The organism is Martinezella sp. CNPSo 3732 (assembly GCF_057784515.1).
Genome location: NZ_JBXSOO010000004.1, coordinates 274,453 through 297,085 on the forward strand (window position 1 = coordinate 274,453; position 22,633 = coordinate 297,085).

Sequence of the window (22,633 nt, forward strand, 5' to 3'; positions counted from 1 at the left end):
CGTTAAGTATACCGCTTGACTTTACGTCAGCCGCGGTGTGCAAATGCGGCCCGATAGGCTCTTGCAGCCTGCCATAAAGAATCGGGGAGTAATTGTGCCGTTTGCGATCAGCCTTTCATTGGAGCTTTTGACCGAGTGGCTGCCGCGCAGACTGCATCGGTTACCAACACGCGGTACAGCCCTCGTCCTTTGTGCCGGCATCGCCGGCTGTCAAATGGACGGTGTCGGACTTGAGAACAACAGCAAGAAGGACGACATAAAAATGCCGTCCACCGCCATTGAGGAGACCTATGGCGGCGATGGCGGCACAGAAATCACATTGCTGCTGCGCAAGGGCGCGGCCGGCCTGTATGAGGGCGCATCCCGCGACGTCCGCGATGGGGCGGTGCTTGGCGTCGGCGAACTCGGGAACAATCAGGTTCGGCTGCGCGTCAAAGATGTCGGTCCGGGTCTTGCTGGTGTTGCCGCACAGGTCGCGGCGGCCAAAGGCCGAAATGCTGCGTTGATCGTCAGCTATTTGCCACCGGCCGAGACTGCATCCATTGCTGCCATTCCTCCCGCCCAGCGCCCGCCGTTGCTTAATCTTGCGAGCGCGACCGCCACCACGGGCGGAGACGTCTTCAACCTCGCCTCGGGCGAAATCGACAGCGCAACCGAGGGCGTCAAGGCGGCGGGTCCCGGGGGTCATAAGAAGGTATCGGCGCTGGTGCCTGCGGATTTTTCTCAATCCGATACAACGAGATTAGGCAGCGCCATCTGGAACAGCGGCAACACGTTCATGGGCCTAGGCCGTTACGGCGCAAGCGATCAGACCGCCGATATCCTGACCAAGAACCGGCCGTTGATCCAGTCAGCCGAAATCGTAGTCATTCTCGGAAACACGTCGGAAATCGTCATGGCAGCAAGTGCCGTACGCAGTGCCACCATTCCCGGCCAGGCGCTGGTCGGCACCAACAACTGGCCGCAAGCGGTATATGCGGCTCCGGCTGTTGCTGGCGCGTTTGTCGCGACTGACGATACGCAGAGCAGCGGACTCATTGCCGAGCGTTATCAGCGCCATTTCAATCACCCGCTGACGACCTCCGGCTCCTATGGCTATGATGCTATGGCGATCGCCTCCGGCCTCATCCGCTCCCAGGGACCGCAAGCCGTCACTAGCGCCAACCTGACAAACAAGGTTGGCTTCCGCGGCACGACCGGACTTTTCCGCTTCAACACCTCCGGCATGGTGGAGCGCAAGATGGTGATCAATACGATCGACGGCGGCAAACTGAAGGTTTCCACACAGCCCTCACAATCGTTCTGAAGCCGGAGAATCTAATAGAGCGCATCGCGCGTCGTTCCGGCGCGTTATCGCCATCACGGTGGTGCCGTTTCATTGACCCGGCCTTGGGTGGTGGATCACTTTGGCGCCCTTCGCTGCATCATCCTTAATACTTTCCAACCGGACCCTGTAGAATTTTATACTTATTTGATCGCTTAATTTATACTTAATTTATCTACGTTTCCGAACACCATATTCAGAAATATCGCGCACTATTCTCTCAAACAGGGGAAATAGTGCGCCAATGGAACGCAAGAACAAAAAAAATATACTTGCAGCGCTTGCTGCAGCTTCCTTCGCTCTCGGTCTATCGTCACCGACCGCTAGCATGGCGGCGACCGGCGATACCGTCCGCCCTGTCGTCACGCTGCTTCAGGACCCGCTGGTGGATACGGCCATCGACCTCTTTGCGCCCACCATCGGAAACGCCGCAAAGGCGATCAGCGGCGTCGACCTCACTACACTGAACCAGAGCCTTGCCGTTGCGCCAGGTGGCCTTCCGCATAATGACCTGACCGCATCCGAGCCGGTACGTCCCGCAAAGCCAAGCAACGTTCCCTTGGGCGACTCGGTATTCGGAACCGTCGCCATTCCCTTCAAACATCTCGCCGCACTTAACAATTTCGCCGGCCCTCTCGCTGAAATCCGGTCGGGTAAATCGCTCGATTGCGGTGCAGGTAGATGCAACGCAGCTGAAACCGCCATAGCTGCGGCTGAAACAAAGATTGCTGGCGCCTCAATCCGCGACAAGATCAACACCATCAATTTCACCGTCAACCATGCCATCCGCTACGCCAGCGACATGCAAACCTATCATGTGGCGGATTACTGGGCGAAGCCGAGCGAGGCCCTGTCGCACCAGCAGGGCGACTGCGAAGACTATGCTATATTGAAGATGGCAGCACTCTACAATGCAGGCGTCGATCTCGACCACATGGCGCTGGTCGTTCTCTTCGATCAGCAGCGGCATTTCTATCACGCCGTCCTGTCGGTCTCCGTCAACGGTAACAACCTCATCCTCGACAACATGCGCGATGAGGTTTTGTCCGACAAGCGCATTGCAGAATATTTGCCGCTCTATTCGATCGTCGCTGGTCGCGGCTATCTACATGGCTCGCGCGATCCCCGCGCGCAAGCGGTTGCCGCCGCGATGCCGCTGGCCAAGGTGGTTCCCGGCGAAGGCGAGGTTCACTAACCGAACCAGCCATCCTGGTTTAGCAGGGCCGAGCGTCACGCATAATGAAAGCGATGGCGCTCTCAATAAACGGAAAGATAACCGATCAGCATCAACGCCTCGTGCGTCGGTGCCAACGCAAGATTGATCTGGCCCGTCAGCAATTGCGAGCCGAAACCGATCTTGAAGCCAGTGTTCAGCGTCTTGCCGCGATTGATTGATAGGACGGAGAGTACCTCTTGAACCTGGGTGTCAATTGACAGGCGTAACGTGCGCGCCGTCTGCTGGACATCATCGATCAGGGGCAGGCGATGGCGCAGCATCTTCAGGAAGGCATCGTTGAAGAGCTTGATCCCGCGCTCTTGCGTCAACACCACTGCAGGTGTCGGCGACGCCTGAAGGACGGCGTTGAGATTGGTCAACGATGCCACATGCTCGACCGCATCAAGACGGTTCAGCGCCCATTTGAAGCTCAGCACGCGCAGCAGGGATGTGAGGTTGCCGGTTTCCGGCATTTCGGCCGCCGTATTGGAAACCAGTTCACCAATGCTGATGCCGCCGGCTTCCGACATCCGCCCGAGACCATCCCAATAAATACGCTCCAGACGAATGCCGCGACGCTCGCCGCCGCCGGTTACGGCGCGGAAACGTGGCTCTAGCTCATCACCATCGACCGATGGCAACGCCTCCTCTCGGACTATCATAGCGGTTTCGTCTTTCCCGGCTCCTTTGCGCATGACCACCCTCACCGTTCCGTCAGCGCTTCGGAGCGCGCTTTGTTGATCGGCTTCATCAGATAGTCCAGGATGGTCTTGCGGCCGGTCATGATCTCGGCGGAAGCCACCATGCCCGGAATAATCGGATAGTGCTTGCCGTCGCGCTCCAGCGCCGATTTGTCGGTCTTGATGCGTACGAGGTAATAGGTCTCGTTCTTGTCCTTTTCGACAAGGCTGTCGGCGGAGACGTTGACGACCTTACCGTCCAGGGCACCGAAGATTGAGAAATCGTAAGCCGAGATCTTGATGACCGCCGGCTGGTCGATCCGCACGAAAGCAACGTCGCGCGGCGAAATCTTCGCCTCGATCAGAAGAGTGTCCGCTGTCGGGACGACACCGGCGATGACCTTGCCGGCATCGACATAGGCGCCGATCGTATTGACCTCCAGCGTATTGACGATGCCGTCGACCGGAGACCGGATATCCGTATGCTTGACCCGATCGGACGCCCCGCGGATCGTCTCATCCACGACGGAAAGTTCCGACAGTGCCTGTCCCTTGTCGGTCAACGCCTGCTGGCGCAGCTGCAACCCAAGGTCGGTCGCCTGTAATGTTGCCTCCTTGACGGCCGCCTGCAGCCGATCGAGGCTTTCGACATAGACTTTAAGCTGTCCTTGCAGGTCGACGAGGTCTCGCTGGACCTTGAGAACCTCCGTTTGGGCAACGAGCTTTTTCTCACCCAGCGGTTTCAGCAGATCATACTGCTTCTGGGCGCCCGCGATATTCTGCGTCAGGCGATCTATGTTGGCGTGGGCTTCGTCTAGCTCGTTCTGGTGTTGCTTTAGGCGCTGATCAAGAACATCAAGCTTGTTCTTGTAGGAAGCCCGATCCGCCTCGAAGAGCTTTTCCTCGTTGTCGCAGACGTTTTTTGCGGTAGCAAGAATATCAGCCGGACAGACGAACTGTGCGTCGAACGCACCCGCCTCCTCCAAAGCCAGACGCTCGACTTTGGCACCGAGCGCTCGAGCTTTGGCAACCGATTCCCCGAGCGTCGATGCTGTCGTCGTATTGTCGAGCTGGATCAGAATATCGCCTTTGTGGACGACCTGTCCGAGATTGACATTGATCTGCTGGACGATGCCGGGCTCGGACGATTGCACGATCTGAGTCTTCGATACCGGGATCACCTTTCCTTCGCCGCGCGCGATCTCGTCAATGTCGGCAAAGGCCGCCCAGGCAACGAACGCAACGATCATCGAGGCACAGAGGCCAAGAATCAGTCGGGCGAATAACGGAGGATTGTCGGGGGTATTGCGGTGAGAGGTACGCATCATTGCACCGCCTTGCGCTGCATCGCCTCGATCACTGCGTTTTTCGGTCCATCGGCGATGATGCGGCCCTTGTCGATGACGATCAGCCGGTCGACAAGCTCCAGCATGCTATGACGATGGGTTGCTACCAGCAGTGTCGTTTGCGGCCCGAATGCATTGGTCAGCTTGCTGATCAGATGGCGCTCGCTTGCCAAATCCATCGCGCCCGACGGCTCGTCGAGGAAGACGATCTTCGGCCGGGTCAGGAGCAGGCGGGCTATGGTCAATGCCTGCTTCTGGCCGTTCGATAGGTTCGCGCCGCGCTCGCCAACTGGCATATCGAAACCACGGGGATGCATGGAGACGAACTCGTCAACGCCGGTCATTCGGGATACCGCCAGAAGCTCATCATCGCTGGCATCGGCTCGGCCGAGCAGCAGATTTTCCTTCACCGTACCTGAAAACAGCTCCGACGATTGGCCGGCGACAGCGACGGCGGAGCGCACCTCCGCCAGGTGATACTGGCGTATATCGACGCCATCGATCAGTACACGGCCGCTGGCCGGCTGGAACAGCCCGTCGAGAAGCCGGCCGAGAGTCGTTTTGCCCGAACCAATGCGGCCGATGATCCCGATCTTTTCGCCGGGCGCAACGGTGAAGGAAAGCTGATTGATGACAGCCTGGTCGGAGCCCGGATATTGGAAGGAAACATTCTGGAAGCTAAATGCGCCGCTGCGAATCTCCCGGTTGACGAAACCGACGGTCGACGGTCGATCATCAGGCTGTTCCATGATCTTGTCGAGAATCCGCAGCGACATTGTGGCCTGGCGGAAGCGCGCCAGCGTCATCGCGATCTGCCCGAAGGGTGCTCCCGCGCGGCTCGCCAGCATGACGGTTGCGACGATCGCGCCCATGGCGATTTTTCCGTCGGCAAATTCGTACGTGCCTGCCACGACGATGAGTACACTGACCATCTGTTGCAAAAACATCGTCATGTTCATGGCGTTCGATGAGATGTGCTTGATATCCTCGCTGGTCCGGCTCGAATATTTCGTTAGCTCCTGCCAGCGGCGCAGCATTGTTGCCTCTGCGCGCAAGCTTTTTAGCGTCTCGATCGTTGAAATGGTCTCGACAAGCAGCGACTGGCGGCGCGAGGCTTCGTTCGTCGCCGTTGCCATGCGCTTGCCAATCTGTGCCTGGGCGACAAGACCGATCGTCACCGAAAGGACGAAAGCGACAGCCGGAATGATCACGAGCCAGCCGGCGATCAAATAGATGACGATCAGGAAGATCACGACGAAGAGGCTGTCGATCAGCACGCCGATCGTGTTGGAGGTAAAGAATTCACGCACGAATTCATACTGCGTGACGCGATTGGCATATTCTCCGGTCGACATCGGGCGGGACGCCAGCGTCGAATTCAGGATCTTGTCGAAGATCAGATGCGACAGCCGCAGGTCCGCCTTGCGGCCGGCATAGTCGATCAAAGATGCACGGGCTGTCTTCAGCAGAAAATCGAAGAGATAGGCCAGTGAGATGCCGGCGGTCAGCACCCAGAGCGTTGGGAACGCCTTGTTCGGCAGGACCCTGTCATAGACGTTCATGGTGAAAAGCGGTGAGGCCAACGCAATGACGTTGATGAACAGCGCCGCCAGCATGACGCGGGCGTAGGTGCGCCAATAAGGGACCAACGCCGTTGCCAACCAGTGCCGCTTCTCGATCTCCATGGCATGGCCGACGCGCGCTTCTTCGGACGAATTCTGATAGTAGAGGGTGAAGGCAAATGCCGATTGCGGGTTAAGCGCGGCAAGCTCCTCCCGCGTCAAACGGGTTACCGTGCCGGCGACCGGTACAATATCGGTGACATAAGAACCGCCTTCGGTCATTTCGAGCAATGGCAGAACGCCACCATCAGCAAAGGTGGCGATGGCGGGACAGTCGAAATTGCCGAGCCGGCAATCTCGTTCCGTATGCTTCAGGACTTGCAGACCGATGCGTTCCGACAACCGTTCGACATCGTCTAGCTCCATGGCTTCCAGAATTTCGTCCGGAACGCCTGAAAACAGTACAGTGTCCGAGTTCGGGCGACCGTAAAACGCAGCGACCGATTTGAATGCCGACTTGAAAGTCTGCAGCGAGACGCTCGCAGACACGTCAGGTGCTACGTTCAACATGAACTATCCAATTCGGATCGTAACGATTAACGAATCGGCTCGAGCAGATCCATCGGCAAGCCGGGCTTCTGATGCGAGTCGTATTTGGTATATCCGGGATCAGCCGTATTCGACGAAACAGCGAACTGATCACGGGCATAAGGCGTCGCCTGATCGACCGGCTTCAGCTTCATCGTCGACAACAGGCTACCCGAGGCTGCAAGGATCTTGTATTCGGCAAAGAGCGACGCCACCTCCGCCGTCTTGGCCAAAACCTCGGTGTTGAAGCGGGTGTTCTGCGCATCCAGCAGATCGAGCAACGAGCGCTGACCGACCTTGAATTGCTCGCGATAGGACGTTACGAGCTGAGCATTGGTCTTTTCCTGGCCGTCCAGGATATGAGCCAGCTGTCCCTGATTGGCGCGCTCGCTCCACGCTGAGCGGACAGATTCATCGACCTCGCGGTAAGTCTGGCTCAGTGCGAAGCGCTGTTCGGCGGCGCGACGAACTAGCTCCTGTTGATGGGCGGTATCGATGCCGCCATGGTAGAGGTTCCACTTGGCGACGACACCGACCTGGACGTCGCTTGTGTTACCCTTGTTGCCATCGACATCGTCACCGATGCGGGCGCTTCCGACGAGGTCGAGCCGCGGCAGAAATGCAGATTTGGAGCCGCGGACGTCGGCATCGGCAGCATTGACGTCAGCCTTAGCCGATGAGATCTGCGGATTGTTCTTCTGGGCGATGAAGACCGCGTCGTCCAACGTCTTAGGCAGGTAACGCGCAACGGAAGCGGGACGATTCGCATTGCTAATCGGCTCGCCGACGACCTGAAGGAAGCGGATCTTCGTCGCGTCGAGTTCCTTTTTTGCCTCCTGAAGACGGGCGTTGGCCGCCTGCAGGCGCTCGCCACCCTGAAGACGATCGGCATCCGTGAGCGCGCCACCCTTGATGCTGTCCTCGATGTTGCCAACCATCTGCTTGTGGAAGGCGACATTCTTTTCGGCAGCCGCAACGATCTCCATCTGCAGCTGATACTCAAGATAGTCCTGGGTCACTTCCAACGCCAAGGCTTCAGAGCGCTGTTGGACCCGAAAAGATGCACCGTCGACACGAGCTGCCTGCTTGTCCTTCTGCGCCTTGCGGTCACCGCCGTCAAACAACGTCTGAGTAATAGTCAAGCTTACATCAGCAGGATTCAGGTAATCGTGAGTACGCGACAACGCTCCGGATGTGACATCCGACAGTCTTCGGCGACCATAACCGGACTCGAGGTCGACCGAAGGCAGGTAAAGCCCTCTCGCCTGACGCAATTGAAACTCTGTTGCCTCCCGATCCTGCGCAGCCTGCATGATCTGAGGGTTGGTTTTCATTGTCTTGTCGATCGCCTGCTGCAATGTCATAGCGCCAGCAGAGCCACTCGATAAAGAATTCATGGCCATCGAAATGCCGATTGCCGCCATCAATCGCGTCTTATGAGACAAATCTAATATCCCTTCCCCAAACTATACTTTATAGATACACTTTATAAATCTTGTTCATCTACCGATGTAGACGAAATCACGTTTATTTGCAAAACGGATTCATACTTAATCTCCTGAAACAGTTAATATCTGAGAGCACAAGGCTTTGCACTGGAAATTCATTGACTATTTTTGGGATATTAACTGTCGCAATTTATGTGTTGCATGGTCGCAACAAGCATATTAGCCAACAAACGTGGAATTTACATAATTTTTCCAACCAAGCTCCATCACGATTACGCGTAAACACAAGTAATATTAGAAAGACCTTATTGGGCTACAGACCTCTCCAGCAGCAGGGGTGACGTTAAAGGGCGATTGATTACTCTTCGAAGACTGAGGGCCATCATATTCGCAGGAAGCGGCCGTGCCGCCGAAGCAGGAATCCGTGATAATTGATGTCGGCGTTCACCGCGGTTAGCCTCACTCGCGAATGTGAAGCGCCGTCACTCGCAGGACGTTCTGACAATTGTTCTTGTTTCTTTGAGCCTTATAACGCATTGCGTCGCGCTGTTCCGTCAACAACAGGCAGCGACTGGCCATCTACTGAGGACCAGATCAGGTCGATCAACAGGGTGAATGGCAATCATGTTACAAATTCCTTTGACACAGAAGGACTGGATAGACCGAGTCGTCCTACTGACTTTCACCGTCACGATCCTTCGATTGCCCCGAGGCTAAGGCCATTGATGTTAACTGTCGCCGTCCATTTTTGATCGGACTGCGATTTTTGGATCTATCGTGTTACGAGAACTTCGAAGGCATTCCCTAGCAGGCGAGATTCTTATTTCCGCAACGCAAGTTAGCATCAGTAACGATGTCATACCGGCTTCGGCTCGAGCGTCCGCGACAGGGGCCTAGAGCTTTTCCCTTGAGCCTCACGATCGGGCGGGCGGGTAGAATACAGCTATAGCGCATTGGGTCGCATGGAATGAAGGGCCTCTCTCGGAGGCCCCTTTTGGACATTATTCAAGAATGCGAACGACCTTACGCGTCTTCGGTTGGACGATGACACGTTTGTGGTTCACGACAGCATAGGCGTAGGTCGGACTATCCGGGATCGGTGTGACGACGACTGTTTCCGGGAGCGCGCGACCGGCGACGATATGGTCTTGCATAACAGCCTCGGAGGGAGGTAGAGGCTGCTCCTGAACGTAAGTGACCACTTTCTCCGGTGGCGGGTCGATGGCGCCACCGACGATCGCTCCGGTGACGCCGCCAATCGCAGCGCCGACCGGGCCGCCTACGACCGCTCCGGTCACCGCACCACCCGCGGCCCCGGTGACCGTGGAAGACTGCGCCAAGGCTGAACCAGCGAGAAGGCCGAAGGCGGCGGCTGAAACAATAAGTTTCGTTCTCATAGTATTCTCCTTTGCATCTTGGCTCTTGCGAGCTGAAAAGAGAATTACAGAGCCCTCAGAATGTTCCTCTTCAGTTACCATCCAGAGCCATCACGAGTTAGCCGCTACCGACAAACTTCGTGATCGGCAAGGATGCGGCGAAGGCTATAGGCTTCTCTCAGAGCGAGAGGTGCCCCCCTAATTGTCTGGCAGATTTCCAGAAGCCGGTCGCCTAATCATATTGTTCGCCATGACCGATCTGCTCGCGAGCAACATCGCTGATGGCGGGATCTTCGGCAGGGTCTGGATCGGCTTCGTTTGCGTCCTTGAGGAACCTTCCTGCCTCGATGATCGCGAGGACAATTTCATGCGTGCTCCAGCCAGCTGCGTTAGCCGCTACAACGAGACTGTCCAGAGCGTTCCATACGGCGGTCTGTGCCTCTTTGGCGCGGTCCGCCTCCATGTCAGTGGTCGGTAAAGGGAATACAGGTTTTGCCGCATTGGGACCGGCTAAGGGTTTCAACTCTTCACGGTCGGCAGTCCCGGCCTCACCGTCATGATGGGAGACCACGACATCGAGATCCTCCGAAAGTTCGGTCGCCTGGCTCGCGTTCATGATACCCATCGGCACCGCTTCGCCGTTGTCAGCCCTCACCTTCACTTCAACGATCTTCTTTTTCTCGGTCATGGCGGTCTCCTTCAAAGGGAAACTTCCCGCGCTCTCGTCGGTTCCACCTGGCGAAACCTGATCGGTTGCACAGCGTGGTCGTTGTCGGTCGTCCGGCAGGGGTTCAACGCGATCGAACGATCTCCACAGATCGTGGGGCACGTTTGCAAGTCTGCCATTCCTCATGTTCTCATTGCCTGAAGCAGCAGCCACTGCGAGGCGGAGACGCGCTTCTGCCTGGCTTCTGCGATGCTACCTGAAATTGTCTACTTGCAACCAATCCAAGCAGCAGCTAGTAGCCTCACGACACCAGTTCCAACTCTGATCTGCCATAGTGCTAGATCGTTAGAAGCTTGAAGGGGGATATCTTGAGACCTTTACTGACCGTGCCTGCATTTATAGCACTTTTTTCTCTGAGCGCGTGTGCAACTTCGTCCACACCCAACTCGGCAGCCGGCCCAACCTCTGATGCTTGCGGTGCCTCACGATATCAAAAGTTTGTAGGAGGCCCATCCTCTGCCACCGCGGGGCTGAAAATACCCGGAGATTCGCGACACTATGGAAGTGAAGAACGGGTTGCTACCGATACGCCTACGCGTTTGAATTTCGTCCATAGTGGCACCGCAGTCCAGTCCGTGACTGATCCGAAATCCAAGGTGATACGCGTATTTTGTGGGTGAAAGCCCATTAGAGCCAGAGCAAGGGTGCATCTTTGAATAGGCACGGCGGAATGCTCGCAACAACAATCTTTTGGCGCCGATCGGCGCCAAATCCTTTGCCGCATCACACTCCCACTCATTCAGGAATTTGCAATGCGCCGTCTGCTGCCCTTTATTGCCGGTATTGCTCTCATGGCTACTCTCTCCAGCTGTGTGACGGCGCCGCACGTAGCCTCCCCTCCAGCAGGTTGGAAGCGTTTCCATGCCGCTAAAGGCGCCTGCGCCATTGCTGTTCCGGATTGGATGAAAATAGCCGACGGGGTGGCGGGCTCAACTCAGACCCAGCCTGGTAATGTCAGCCGAATTACCGTTGTGTTTTTCTTGCCCGAAGTCGGCGACTATCAGCGCACTTCGAGGATCATGTCGATGGTCGATCCAAGCATGAAGATAATGAGCCAATCGGGCCGTGGGACGATCGGTGTAGTCAACACACCAGCGGGCAGCCTTTGGACGATCATTAGCAACACTAAGCCTGCCTGCAGTGTCAAGATTACCAGCTACGCGCCGCCCACCGGTGGGATTCCGGATGTAATTTCAACCATGGCAGCGCAACTAGGGCCAGAGTAAGCCCCTGTGAAGGCTGTGTCCTGCCCCATCGATGGCATCCAGCGCCTCATCCGCCGACCGCACGCAAAGCCACAGCGACTAGGCGAACCTCCACCTCCTGCTCCAGTTAAGAAAGGAAACCTCGAGCGCTTCTTTCGCCGTCACGACGTGATCATCATACGGCGCAACGTCAGGAATTCTTGCAGTCTTTGGCAAAGTACTCTCCCGTCAAGTTGAGGAACTATCGTAAGACCGTATGTCCGTCTTCGTGGCTGAGGTGGCTAGCCCCACACTGGTCTTCCGAGGGTTGCTCGGACAGGCCGAGCCGATCCTCATCACAGGAGGACGAGCCGTGGCGGATTATAGAGAAGCTTTTGTCGGAATCGATGTTGCCAAGCTGAAGAATGCAATTGCGATTGCTGAATCTGGCCGAAACGGAGAGATCCGCTATGTCGGCGAGGTTGAGGCATCGGATGTCAGCATGCGCCGCATTATCCAGCGTATAGCCGCAAAGTTTGATCACGTGCATTTCTGCTACGAAGCCGGTCCGACCGGATACGGCCTGCATCGGCTGATCCGGTCGCTCGGCCATGAATGTGTGATTGTTACTCCATCGTTGATTCCAAGGAAACCGGGCGCCAGGGTGAAGACGAACCGTCGAGATGCGCTTGCGCTCGCCCGGCTATTGAGGGCCGGCGAGCTCACGGCGGTGTGGGTGCCCGATGAGGGCCATGAAGCCATGCGTGACCTCGTTCGCGCCCGCGCCGCTGCTGTCGAGACATTACGGGTTCACCGGCAGCAGATAAGTGCCTTCATGCTCAAACATGGCCGTGTCCATCCACGCAAGAAAGGCTGGACAATGCGATACCTGCGCTGGCTGCAAGCGCAACAATTCGATCATCCGGCACATCAGATCGCACTGCAGGAAATGGTCGAGGCGGTTCGTGTCTCGAAAGAGCGCGTCGAGCGGTTGGAGAAAGTCATTGAGGAATTCATCCCGAATTGGTCTCTGGCACCGATCGTTCGAGCACTGCAGGCGCTATGAGGGGTCGATCTGATCGTCGCGGTCACCTTCGCCACGGAGATCGGTGATGTCACTCGCTTTGAAAGCCCGCGCCAACTGATGGGTTATCTCGGTCTCGTACCTGGTGAGCGGTCGACCGGAGAGACAACGAAGAGGGGCGGAATCACCAAAGCTGAGAACAGCCGTGTCCGGACGCTCCTTGTTGAAAGCGCCTGGACCTATCGCTTCCCACCACGAATTGGTGCGAAAAAACTTTATAAGCTGGAGAATGTGCCACCGCCGGTTCGTGAGATGGCATGGAAGGCGCAAACCCGGCTGACTGCGCGCTATCGCCTGCTGACCTTGAGAGGAAGGAAAACTACCGTAGTTTGCACAGCGATTGCACGGGAGCTCGCGGGCTTCATGTGGGCGGTTGCGAAAGAGGCTAAACCATCCGGAATGTAGCCATAGCCTGAATTACTCGCGCATTGGCGGGGGCGGGACAACGGTAGGGGAATTTCCGTCGCGCGCTTTGTGGCCGGCACGACCGACGCCCGCAGTAAGACAGGAACAGCCCCGGACGCAAAATCGGGAATGCGGTAACCAACCCGCGTATCAGAGCCTGATCACCGACGTCTATCAGTTCCGCCTCCACCAATGGGCGATTATCATGATCTGCCGATCATTTGAGCGGTCGGTTCCTCGCGTCCAAAGCATTGACAACGGACATCAGAGCGTCGTTTTGACCCCACCTTCCGGATCACCTTATGATTGACGATGTTGAGCCTGAACAGAGGGGACCCAGCGAACTAAACTGCAATCGCTCTACGGCCATCACGAGGTGCGGCGATAAGCTTGCTCTTGAAGGGTATCGAACTGACGGCGCCAGGGTCACTTGGAGCTCAAGGTAAAAATCTAAAGCTCTGAGGGCCACCGCTGATGAGCATGCATGATCGTAAGAATCTCTATGCTCTGCTCGACACGGTAGGGAATAATATAAGGAACATCCGCGAGCACCAGCTCGCGCGTGCCATTGATGCGACCAGCGCGACCGCTTGCCGGGAAACTGGCAAGCATATCCAGCGCCGACACGATTCGCGCGACCACCCGTGCAGCGGCGTCCGGATTATCCTTCTGGATATGTGCACCAATCTCATCAAGCCGTCGCAGCGCTCTCCTCGTCCACCGGATATGCTTTTCGCTCATGATTGATGAGCAGACTTGATGTATTTTCTGATGACTTTCGCCATTTCGCCGTCGCTGGCGAAATCGCCCCGGTTGGCTTCAGCCAATCCGGCTTCGATTTCAGCAATTTGCCACTCTTCGCGAGCAACGTAGTCCTCGATGGCCTGGGCTGCCATATAAGAGCGCGAGCGATCAAGCTTTTCCGCGATCTGGTCGAGTTTACTAGCGGTCTCGTCTGAAACACGCACGGTGAATGCAGTCATAATACCAAATCCTTCTTAGTTCAGAATGATTATCTGTGAACCATCATAGTTCGTCAAGGTTCAAGCTACCGACAGGGCTTACACGAACCGCAGATGGCTCGCTCTTGATGGAATCAGGACCTGCAACCCCATTGCTGCAATATCCATTTGTTCCAGTTCCAGTCTCGCACGTGAAGTTGGGCAGGTGAAATAACCGACTTGGGACCGGGAACAAGTGGCGAGTTCTCATGACAGAACATCAAATAGGCGACGTTCAACATATGCAATCGCCCTTGCTGCGACGGAGCGATCCCGCCCTGCCGCCTCGCCGGCACGCTCGCTGCGCTCCAAGATCGCGGGCGCATTCGGTGGTTCCGGGGCAACCGCAGCGGCAGCCGCATCCTGGGAAGAATTTTGACCTTGCGCGTTTCGGTCAATTTTGAAAGGTAGTGAGACTTCAAAATCGAAGACCGCCGGAGCATGTTACTGCTTCCGGCGGTAATCCTCACCAAATGCTGTTCGGTCGACCAGGTTCCATTTTTGGACGAGCCGAGAGCTCCGCGCTACACTGCAGGGAGTGACCACGAGAGATGCTAAGTGTTTTCCCGGTGCCGCAAGAGGATAAAAAGGGCGAACGACAAGCGTTTGCAGACGCTCTATGGATCGACCTCCTGAGTCCCACCACCGCCGAGCTTAGACAAGTCGAAGAGGTCGTTGGCGCTCCGCTCCCTTCCCTGGGCGCTCTTAGTGAAATCGAAACCCCCGCAACTGTTTGCATTTTGCTGACGGATCGCCTGGCAGATCGATACTGAGATAGCCAAAGATGAAAGAGTTGGCGGTAGCTGCGGTCACGTTGATGACAGGTTGATTGTGATAACGTGATCCGGTTTATGGCGTCCAACAGAAGAGGACCGAATGTATGGGGCGGTTGCTTTACGTCCTAACACTCTCATTTTCATTGATTTGCAATATCACTCAGGCTGCCTCGCTACCGGATCTCTCCGGCGCCATGGTGACTATCAAAAATGCACCTGTTGCCCGCGGTCTCTCTGACAGGCTACATGACCAGCCCAATGTACTCGACTACGGCGCCGTTTGCGACACCCAAGTGCTGCGTTGGACCGAGGTTTCCATTGGGATCGGAACCACCAGCCTGAATGTGGCCGATGGCTGGTTTCAGGCCAAAGATGCAGGCAAGCTTATTGTGATCGCCGGCGCCGGCACCAAGGGCGACAACCTGGCCACGCGCATCGTCTCGGTGCAGTCCAAGTCGCAGGTCACTTTGGCAGATCCGGCACTGGCTACAGTGAACAGCCACCACGGCTATGTCGCCTACGGGACCGACGACGCGCCTGCCATAAATGCCGTACTGGCGGGCCACTCCGACCCGTCATGGGATCTCGGCGAACTCCATCTACCCCATGGCGTATGCGGCGTTGGCTCGACGATCGCTCTGCCAGGCGGCCACGATGCCGGCGTGTTTGGTCACGGACAGATCTCGCTGCAGGGCGATGGCCGCGGCGTGTCCTGGATCGTGGCGCTAGCCCCGATGCGCGCCGTGATCCAGGAGCCCACCGGCGATCACAACCAGGCTAATCTTTACGATCTTGGCATTGACGGATCGGGGCTGGCGGACTTCGGTGCCGATATCCAGGGTGGCCACGGCGGCCTGCATCGTGGCGTCTATTACAACGACACCCGGATTGCCGGCTTGCATCTCGGCACGATCGCCGTCAACCCGGATGGAACTTTGACGAACCCGAAGTCATGGTACACCAATGTCTGGGAATTCATGGTCGAGCAAAGCACGATCACGGCGGACACTGAATCGGTGATGCCGCATGGCGCTCCTCTGTTCGGAATCCTCAACTCCGCGGGCGACAGCCATTTCAGCGACATTGTCGTGGCGCATGCCACAGTCGCCGGAGTGCGCGATACCGGGAGCGCGCATAACTTCTATAACGGCGTGCACGCCTGGGGAAATCCACGCTACGAGTTTTGGATACGTGGTGGGGTCCAGTTCAGCAATTGTGAAGTCGATGGTGCCACTGAAGCCGGTGTCCGCACCGACGCCGACGGCCTGGTGTGGATGGGAGGCGACATGATCAGCATGGACAAGGGAAAGCCGCTCGGTTTCTATTTTTCGGCTCCATCGAGCCATCACACGATCATGGGTCCGACAATCCAATCAATTCCCTCCTCAGCCTATGTCGTTACCGGCGTCGGCGCCACGCTCACCGACTCTGTCATACAGATCCCTGGCTGGTCCAATGTCATCGCCAAGCGTTAGGAGATGATCGTGTCCTTAGCGAACGTCGCTGCCCTGGCGGCAGTCTTGATATCGACCGCCGCCGTGGCCCAGAACGCACCCGAGGTGTGGCTGTCGCCGAACGATCCGACCCACGGCGGCGCATCCGACTTCTGGTACATGTTCACGTCCGACGTTGACTGGCGGGTGACCGAACGCCATATTCAGGTGGTGGAGATCGCGCAAAATCTGGTGACCAACGGGCCGCCCGACAGGCTGAGATCCTTCTACGCCTTTCTCAAGCAGCAGCACATCAAGCTCGCGGTCGGCATCGGCATGCTAACCTGGTCGGATAAGTGCGGCAAGCATATCGAGGGTTATGTGCCTCCAGGCGGGTCGCGTTATGTCGCCGAGCGGATCAAGGCGCTGGGCGGCGAGCTCAGCTATATCGATATCGACGAGGCGATGTGGTTCGGCCGCTATTATGACGGCCCGGGCGCTTGCCATGCCGAAATTAGCGCGCTTGCCCAGGATGTTGTTGGCAATTTCGGGGCCCATCAAGCGATCTTTCCCGAGGTGCGCCTGGGCGACACCGAGCCGCTGGGCCCGCCGCCGTCGGGCGACCTGAGCGGGCGCTGGGCGACGAATACACAGGCGTGGATCGACGGGCTTCAGGCGGAGAGCGGCATCAAATTGGCCTTCGTTCATGAGGACATTACCGACTGGAATCGGCCGCCAGCCGGCTACCTGCCAGCGGTCACCCGGCTTGTCCATAGCGACGGCATTCCATTTGGGCCCATCATAATCGCCGCAGCGCCGAAAGGCCCGGATGCCTGGGTCGCCAGCGCCCAAGGCAATATCGAGCGGCTCAAGGCGTCAGAGGCCTGGCCGCCCGACCATCTGGTCTTTGCCACCTGGCACACATATCCGACACACCTGCCGGAGACGGCACCGTCGACCTTAACCCATATTCCTTACGCATATTTCGGCGAAAGGTGACCGCGAGCAAGATTGTTTGTGTCGAGATTTCACCTAATTTTGCGTCTCATCGCAATCTTGCTCGAATGTCGATACAGCTTAAAACCGCAAAAGTGGAACAAAACGTAGTGAAAATTACAGCAGCAGTGATGAGTTCACCGCTGCCATGTATCAAGTCATTCAACCGGCTTGATAGAGGCGACAATTGCCTTGACTTCAGCATCGTGCTTGTCTTCTTCTCCCTTGTCTCCCCAGTAGGTCACCACGAGAGCGTTGTCAGCGCTCACCTGTACGATGAGCAAGCCGACGCTGACGGGGCCGTCTTCATCTTTACCATCCCATTCCAGGGTCGCCATCTGCATACCGTTGACCTCGGTTGCAGGGGTCTCCTTTTGAGTAGAGGGGTCGATCGTCACTTTGTTTTTTGCGAGAAAATCGATCGCGCCGGTAACGACCTTTTCCATAGATTTGTCGCTGGCGACCTCGGCTGAAAGATAGACTGCGGAATCGTCCGAGGTCCCCTGGACGCCACCGTCGGTTTCCTCCGGCTTCCAGCTATCTGGAATAGTGATACTTGCGACGGGCTTGTCACCGGGAAATGTCAGGGTCGCAGCGTGCACCGCGAGAGGAGACGTTAATGCAAGCAAGGCCAATGCAATGATTCTCTTCATGATATAATCCTTAAAGCTTAAAGCCGATGAATGGACGGCCATGAGATTTCTAAATACAATACGTTAAGATCGTCACCACCTGGCGAGCAAAGGCGCAAGATTAAGGCGAACAAGTCCAAAAGAAACATGCTGTTGTTACTAGCGTTCTCGGTCAGATATCAATCCGCAGCTGCAGTCCGTATCTTTGTGCTCGATTGTTGAGCAAGGATAGTTGGTCACCGATGATAGATTCGATATTAAATTCACCACGATTCCCATTTTTCCCGATCGCCTATAGGTCATTTCCCACGCAATCGCGCATCATCACGCGGAAGCGACCAACACAATCTCGACGTAAACGAGCGGCGCAGCGACCGTTGGAGAATCCTTACCGCAATCTCCAAGGTCGCGCCAAATCGTCTCTTAGTGGTGGGCCTCGGAGGAATTTTCCGATTTCGGGAGCGAGTCGGATCATGCGCTGGGGCTCTTGAACGGTTTGGAACCTATGCCCACTATTCGAGCTCCCTTTTGAAACCGCATTCTTGGGCAAACGACGTAGCTGGCCTAATTGCGATAACTGCTTCGCGGAGGCATGCGGAAGGCCCGCGGCCAGCACACCGTCATGAAAAACATCGGCCTCACGCAGATTAGGCTTTGCCGGCTTGCGGCGACCATCGCATCAGATGTTTCTTCTTCATGCGGGCATTGATGAGGCTGTTGGCGGCCCTCTCAGCCGGCATGGCGGCACCGCTTAAAATCGCTCAGCAACAGTATCGTCGAAAACTCCTGCGCTCTTTCAGGCATCCCCGGATTTTTTGCAACAAGAGTCGACGACAAATCATCTTCTGGAGACCAGTCAGCGGCTCGCAAACAAACTCACAACCAGCGTCATCGCCAAGACGACCGTTCCCCCAACCCACAAGACCGGGTTGAGCCCGGCGTAGTCGAAGACCACGCCACCCAGCCAAGCGCCGGCGGCTAGGGCGACCTGAAACGTGGAAACGAAGACCGCTCCAGCGACGTCAGGCGAGTTGGGAGCTGCTTTGAACATGCAGATTTGCAGCGTGACCGGAATACCGCCAAAAGCAAAGCCCCATGCAATGACCACCGCGACAGCCAAAATGAGCGAACCAGCTGCTAGTGGAGCGACCAGTAGAAGAACGCCGAGAAGAAGCCCAATCAGGACTAGAAGACGATGCGGGCTACGCTGTGCCAATTCTCCCGACATGATGTTTCCCAACAGCCCTGCGGCACCGTAAGCCAAAAGCACGCCGGATAGCGTTCCTTGGCCGGCACCGGCATCGCCCAGATAGGTCGCGACATAAGTATAGGCGGTGAATTGGCCAACGATAACAAGGGCTACCGCTGACAGCGCGACCACGACCTGGCGGTGGCGGACAAAAGCAGGCAGGGCTCGCAGGTTGGGACCCGGCGACGCTGGCAATTTCGGAATCAGTATTCCTTGAGCAAGAAGGCTCAGCCCACTGACAACCGTAGCGCCAAGGAAGGCAAACCTCCACCCGAAGAGGCCAGCAAGAAAGACTGCAAGAGGCAATCCGATGACGGTTCCTCCAGATATCCCAGCAAAAACCAGCGCGGTTGCACGCCCAGCGGCACTCGGCGCAAGGCGCCCGGCTGCAGCAGCGCCTACAGCCCAAAACCCGCCGACGCCGATACCGAGAATGATCCGGCCGAGGAGAAGCACCGTCAGCGTTGGCGCGACCGCGACGAGAGTGTTGGAGACCACAAGGATGGCTGCCAAGAGCAGTAGCAGCGTACGGCGGTCGAGCCGACCAAAACCACTCACGAGTAACGGTGCCGCCAGCGCCGCCACCAATCCAGGCCCGGTAACCGAAAGACCTGCAATACCAGGCGCTATGTGTAGGTCGGCGGCGATTTTTGGCAAAAGTCCGATTGGCAGGAGTTCGCTGGTAACAAGGGCGAAAGTGCCGAGCGCCAATGATGCGACAGCAGCCCAGGCATCCGATGTCTGAGCTTTGGCGACAATGTCAGAACTGCTCATATCGACGTCGCCTCCATGCCGCGGTCCATCTCCGCGCCATCTACCAAATTCGAAGCGTCCAAAGTGCAGAGAACAGGGCTTCGCCTCTGAGTGAAGCCGCGTGATATCTGAACAATCAGATCGCTCGTGTTGATGATAGGCACACTTCCTCGACGCAAATCAGCCATGTTGGCTCTCCTTCTGTGGGGTCAGGAGCAAATACGATGGGGAGTGTGCAGCAGCCACCCGGATCTTGCGCGCAGTCAGAAAGGTGAAGTCGTGCAATACCGCTCAATCGACATCGCAACCTGCTTCACCAACACAGAAACCTCTGTGCAGGCAAATATCCACGTTAAAGTTCGTATGCTCTTAGGGGGCGAGATCTCACCCGCGACTGGCTTCCTCGTTTGTTCGCGTCTCAGCTCCAACGAGGTCGGGTGCCTCGCCGTCGCTGGCCACTTGTCCCACAATCTCGTGGCACGCCAACGTTTTACAATACGGCGCGTAGCCCCGGAACACGCCGAGCCAGCAATCCGACGATCAGAAAGCTGGCGATCACGCCGACGAGGCTTGCCAACAGGAATTTCCATTGCGGGGCCATAGTCCAATCGTGCATCACCCTCGTCACGGCGATGAGAACAGGGGCGTGCAGAACGTAAACGCCAAAGGCATTCCGGCTGAGAAACCTCGTCACTGGGCCCTGGTAGTCGAAAAGGTCGCGATACAGCACAAGTAGTCCCAGGCTGAGTGAGGCGCACGTTGCCGACCGCCAAAAGTCCATGCCTGCTGCCTGCCAATGCCAACCCCCGCCGTAATCGGCCAGCTGGCCCTCAAGGGCTCCTCCGACTAAGACGATCGTTGCCCACAGTGCGATGCTCCCCAAAAGCCCGCAGATCAACCAGGACCGTCCCGCGGCGCTCGGAATCTGTCGCAGCCAATCGCCCCGCCACGCCGCGACCCCAGCGGCGAACATGAAGGGGTACTGCGGCGCGTCATGAATGTCGATATTGAGGATGGTAAGGCCCTCCGGTGCCAGCAGCCCCACCGCGAACGTCACGGCGCTCATCGCGAGGACAAAGCCTAACACGAGAGCGAGGTCGGGTACCGGCCCAGCGGAGCGCCGGTCGATCGGTCGCAATCGGCACAACAGAGCGAAGCAGCAGGAAAACAGCAGCAGCACCAGGCAGAACCAGAGCGGGCCGGAGCCGTCGAGAAGTTGGCCGTTGAAAAGGTGATGCAGCCAGTCCTCTGTGAAACTCCGCCGCGGCTGCGACCACCATGATCCCGCCACGTAATACTCCGTCAGCGGTCCAATTAGCCCGATATATAGGAGGAGGGGTATGCCGAGACGATATAGCCGTTCCCGCATGAAGCCGACCACGCCGCGGCGGACGACCATACCGGCGGCAAAATATCCAGCGATGCCGAACAGCAGTCCCATCGAGACCGCATGCTGAAACGACTGATAGGCCGCAAAAGCCACTTTAGTAACCAAGTCCAACGGCGGATGTTCGCGGTAGTACCAGCTTCCAAACGGCGAGTAGGTGACAGCGGCGTGCATGACGACGACCATGCTGATCGCCGACCAACGCAGATTGTCGATATAAATGAGCCTGTGGGTTGTCCTCGGTAGAGCGGGTTCCATCATATTCGCATCTCCTGTGGATGCGAATATGATGTCCGAGGCCCAACTAGTCCCGCCGAAAGTCGCACCCAGGATCGCCGAAACCTGCAAATTCGGCCGTTTTCGACAAATTCTGCGTCAGGCCAGTTCCGCCAGGGTTCGTTTGCGGAATTCGCTTGGCGTTTCTCCGGTTTGCATCTTGAACGCTCGATTGAACGGGCCAATCGATTCGAAGCCGGCATCGAGCGCAATCGTCAAGATCGGGACACGCGCCTGACCGGGATCGGCCAGGGCCGAGCGTGCCTCCGCCAGCCGGAAGGAGTTGATGAAGCGGGCAAAGTTGCCATACCCAAGCCGCTGATTGATGAGTTGACGCAATCTGTATTCCGGCGTGACGAGCTGTTTGGCCAAGCTCGCAATGGTGATGCTGCCATCGCGGTAAACCCGCTCCACTTCCATGGCCGCCTGCAAACGCTGATGCAGTGCAGCTTCCACCGCCGTCATGGTGAACGTTGATACGACCGGTTCCGATACCGGTAGCGCGGCGGCGATCGCGGAGATCGGGCTTACCCTGTGCAGGCGGAGCAACGCAGCGGCAAGGGCGACCCCCAGTACACCGGGAAGTGCCTTCGTCATCTCGACATTGCTTGCCCCAATCAGCGTGCAGCCTACGATCGCAAGGCCCAATCCCCATGCGAACAAGATCCGATCCCGACGACGATTTTCGATCAGGTCGTTGGTCCGGCCCAGCAGGACGCGACCTCCGGCGATTACCACAAGCGTCAAAGCAAAGACATGGGTTGCGAGCCAAACCCATGACAAATCGGTGACTACGGCAAAGATGGAAAGCAAGAGCATCAAACCCAAGGGTATCCCACGAGTCAACGGCCACCTGGCCGTACCGTCGAATACCTCCTCGCTCCAGAGAACAAAGACAGCAGCCGCCATATTGCTCGCCACCCGCACTAAGAGAATCCACACTGCGTGGCTGTCGTGAAATTGCGGAGCCGTCTCAATGAGAAACGCAATGCCACACAAGTTGAGAAGAAGGGTTATGCGGCCAAGTCGATTCTTGCGCAACCGCAGGAGGGCGTCGAGCGCAAGAAGCACTAACAAGGCGAGGGTTCCACTACGAAGACCTATGTCAAGAAGCATCTTCATCACCAAATTTGTCGACAGACTCGAACTATGATCCACGGGACCACTAGGGTCCATGGCAATTTGATACT

General features: G+C 57.1%; 17 protein-coding genes and 1 pseudogene. 6 read left to right on the forward strand and 12 right to left on the reverse strand.

Translation table 11 applies throughout. From position 1 onward, the window contains the following. The first annotated feature begins 94 nt into the window (after window positions 1-94). Window positions 95-1,306, forward strand: coding sequence for a type 1 periplasmic-binding domain-containing protein (locus tag AC13RM_RS11940; protein ID WP_488555051.1), 1,212 nt, complete (start codon window positions 95-97; stop codon window positions 1,304-1,306). Between the two features lie 262 nt (window positions 1,307-1,568). After that, on the forward strand, window positions 1,569-2,519 hold the full coding sequence (locus tag AC13RM_RS11945; RefSeq protein WP_488555052.1) for a transglutaminase-like cysteine peptidase: 951 nt from the start codon (window positions 1,569-1,571) through the stop codon (window positions 2,517-2,519). A 62-nt stretch (window positions 2,520-2,581) separates the two neighbouring features. Here the strand turns inward: AC13RM_RS11945 and AC13RM_RS11950 are convergent, their stop codons facing one another. From AC13RM_RS11950 to AC13RM_RS11975, 6 genes are all read right to left on the reverse strand, one after another. Continuing rightward, window positions 2,582-3,202, reverse strand: a complete 621-nt coding sequence (locus AC13RM_RS11950) for a ribbon-helix-helix domain-containing protein (protein ID WP_488555053.1) — start codon at window positions 3,200-3,202, stop codon at window positions 2,582-2,584. A gap of 41 nt (window positions 3,203-3,243) precedes the next feature. Then, on the reverse strand, window positions 3,244-4,548 hold the full coding sequence (locus tag AC13RM_RS11955) for an HlyD family type I secretion periplasmic adaptor subunit (protein ID WP_488555054.1): 1,305 nt from the start codon (window positions 4,546-4,548) through the stop codon (window positions 3,244-3,246). After that, window positions 4,545-6,698 carry a type I secretion system permease/ATPase gene (locus AC13RM_RS11960; protein ID WP_488555055.1) on the reverse strand — a complete coding sequence of 718 codons (2,154 nt, stop codon included), beginning with the start codon at window positions 6,696-6,698 and terminating at the stop codon, window positions 4,545-4,547. The genes AC13RM_RS11955 and AC13RM_RS11960 overlap by 4 nt, the downstream gene beginning before the upstream one ends. Before the next feature lie 26 nt (window positions 6,699-6,724). Then, window positions 6,725-8,080, reverse strand: a complete 1,356-nt coding sequence (locus AC13RM_RS11965) for a TolC family outer membrane protein (RefSeq protein ID WP_488555134.1) — start codon at window positions 8,078-8,080, stop codon at window positions 6,725-6,727. Window positions 8,081-9,165: 1,085 nt separating this feature from the next. Next, window positions 9,166-9,561, reverse strand: coding sequence for a DUF1236 domain-containing protein (locus AC13RM_RS11970; protein ID WP_488555056.1), 396 nt, complete (start codon window positions 9,559-9,561; stop codon window positions 9,166-9,168). 211 nt (window positions 9,562-9,772) lie between these two features. Next, the gene (locus tag AC13RM_RS11975; RefSeq protein WP_488555057.1) at window positions 9,773-10,228 is read right to left on the reverse strand and encodes a hypothetical protein; all 456 of its coding nucleotides are present in this window, start codon (window positions 10,226-10,228) and stop codon (window positions 9,773-9,775) included. Window positions 10,229-11,019: 791 nt separating this feature from the next. Between AC13RM_RS11975 and AC13RM_RS11980 the strand changes: the two genes are divergently transcribed. Continuing rightward, on the forward strand, window positions 11,020-11,493 hold the full coding sequence (locus AC13RM_RS11980; RefSeq protein WP_488555058.1) for a hypothetical protein: 474 nt from the start codon (window positions 11,020-11,022) through the stop codon (window positions 11,491-11,493). Window positions 11,494-11,824: 331 nt separating this feature from the next. Beyond that, a pseudogene (locus AC13RM_RS11985) lies at window positions 11,825-12,940 on the forward strand (IS110 family RNA-guided transposase). Window positions 12,941-13,390: 450 nt separating this feature from the next. Here the strand turns inward: AC13RM_RS11985 and AC13RM_RS11990 are convergent. Continuing rightward, entirely contained in the window at window positions 13,391-13,681 is a 291-nt protein-coding gene (locus tag AC13RM_RS11990) for a type II toxin-antitoxin system RelE/ParE family toxin (RefSeq protein ID WP_488555059.1), read from the reverse strand. Then, the gene (locus AC13RM_RS11995; RefSeq protein WP_488555135.1) at window positions 13,678-13,926 is read right to left on the reverse strand and encodes a CopG family ribbon-helix-helix protein; all 249 of its coding nucleotides are present in this window, start codon (window positions 13,924-13,926) and stop codon (window positions 13,678-13,680) included. Before AC13RM_RS11995 ends, AC13RM_RS11990 begins: the two co-directional genes overlap by 4 nt. A gap of 985 nt (window positions 13,927-14,911) precedes the next feature. On the opposite strand from AC13RM_RS11995, the gene AC13RM_RS12000 reads away from it, so the two are divergent. Continuing rightward, window positions 14,912-16,192, forward strand: a complete 1,281-nt coding sequence (locus AC13RM_RS12000; RefSeq protein ID WP_488555060.1) for a hypothetical protein — start codon at window positions 14,912-14,914, stop codon at window positions 16,190-16,192. A gap of 9 nt (window positions 16,193-16,201) precedes the next feature. After that, window positions 16,202-17,149 carry a hypothetical protein gene (locus tag AC13RM_RS12005; RefSeq protein ID WP_488555061.1) on the forward strand — a complete coding sequence of 316 codons (948 nt, stop codon included), beginning with the start codon at window positions 16,202-16,204 and terminating at the stop codon, window positions 17,147-17,149. A 155-nt stretch (window positions 17,150-17,304) separates the two neighbouring features. On the opposite strand, the gene AC13RM_RS12010 is transcribed toward AC13RM_RS12005, so the two are convergent. The 4 genes from AC13RM_RS12010 to AC13RM_RS12025 form a co-directional block, all read right to left on the reverse strand. After that, window positions 17,305-17,799: a histidine kinase gene (locus AC13RM_RS12010; protein ID WP_488555062.1), complete on the reverse strand. Its 495-nt coding sequence runs from the start codon at window positions 17,797-17,799 to the stop codon at window positions 17,305-17,307. 835 nt (window positions 17,800-18,634) lie between these two features. Then, window positions 18,635-19,801 (reverse strand): MFS transporter, encoded by a 1,167-nt coding sequence (locus AC13RM_RS12015; protein WP_488555063.1) that lies wholly within the window; start codon window positions 19,799-19,801, stop codon window positions 18,635-18,637. A 469-nt stretch (window positions 19,802-20,270) separates the two neighbouring features. Then, the gene (locus AC13RM_RS12020) at window positions 20,271-21,428 is read right to left on the reverse strand and encodes an acyltransferase family protein (protein ID WP_488555064.1); all 1,158 of its coding nucleotides are present in this window, start codon (window positions 21,426-21,428) and stop codon (window positions 20,271-20,273) included. Between the two features lie 114 nt (window positions 21,429-21,542). After that, window positions 21,543-22,559, reverse strand: a complete 1,017-nt coding sequence (locus AC13RM_RS12025) for an AraC family transcriptional regulator (protein WP_488555065.1) — start codon at window positions 22,557-22,559, stop codon at window positions 21,543-21,545. Window positions 22,560-22,633 lie beyond the last annotated feature (74 nt).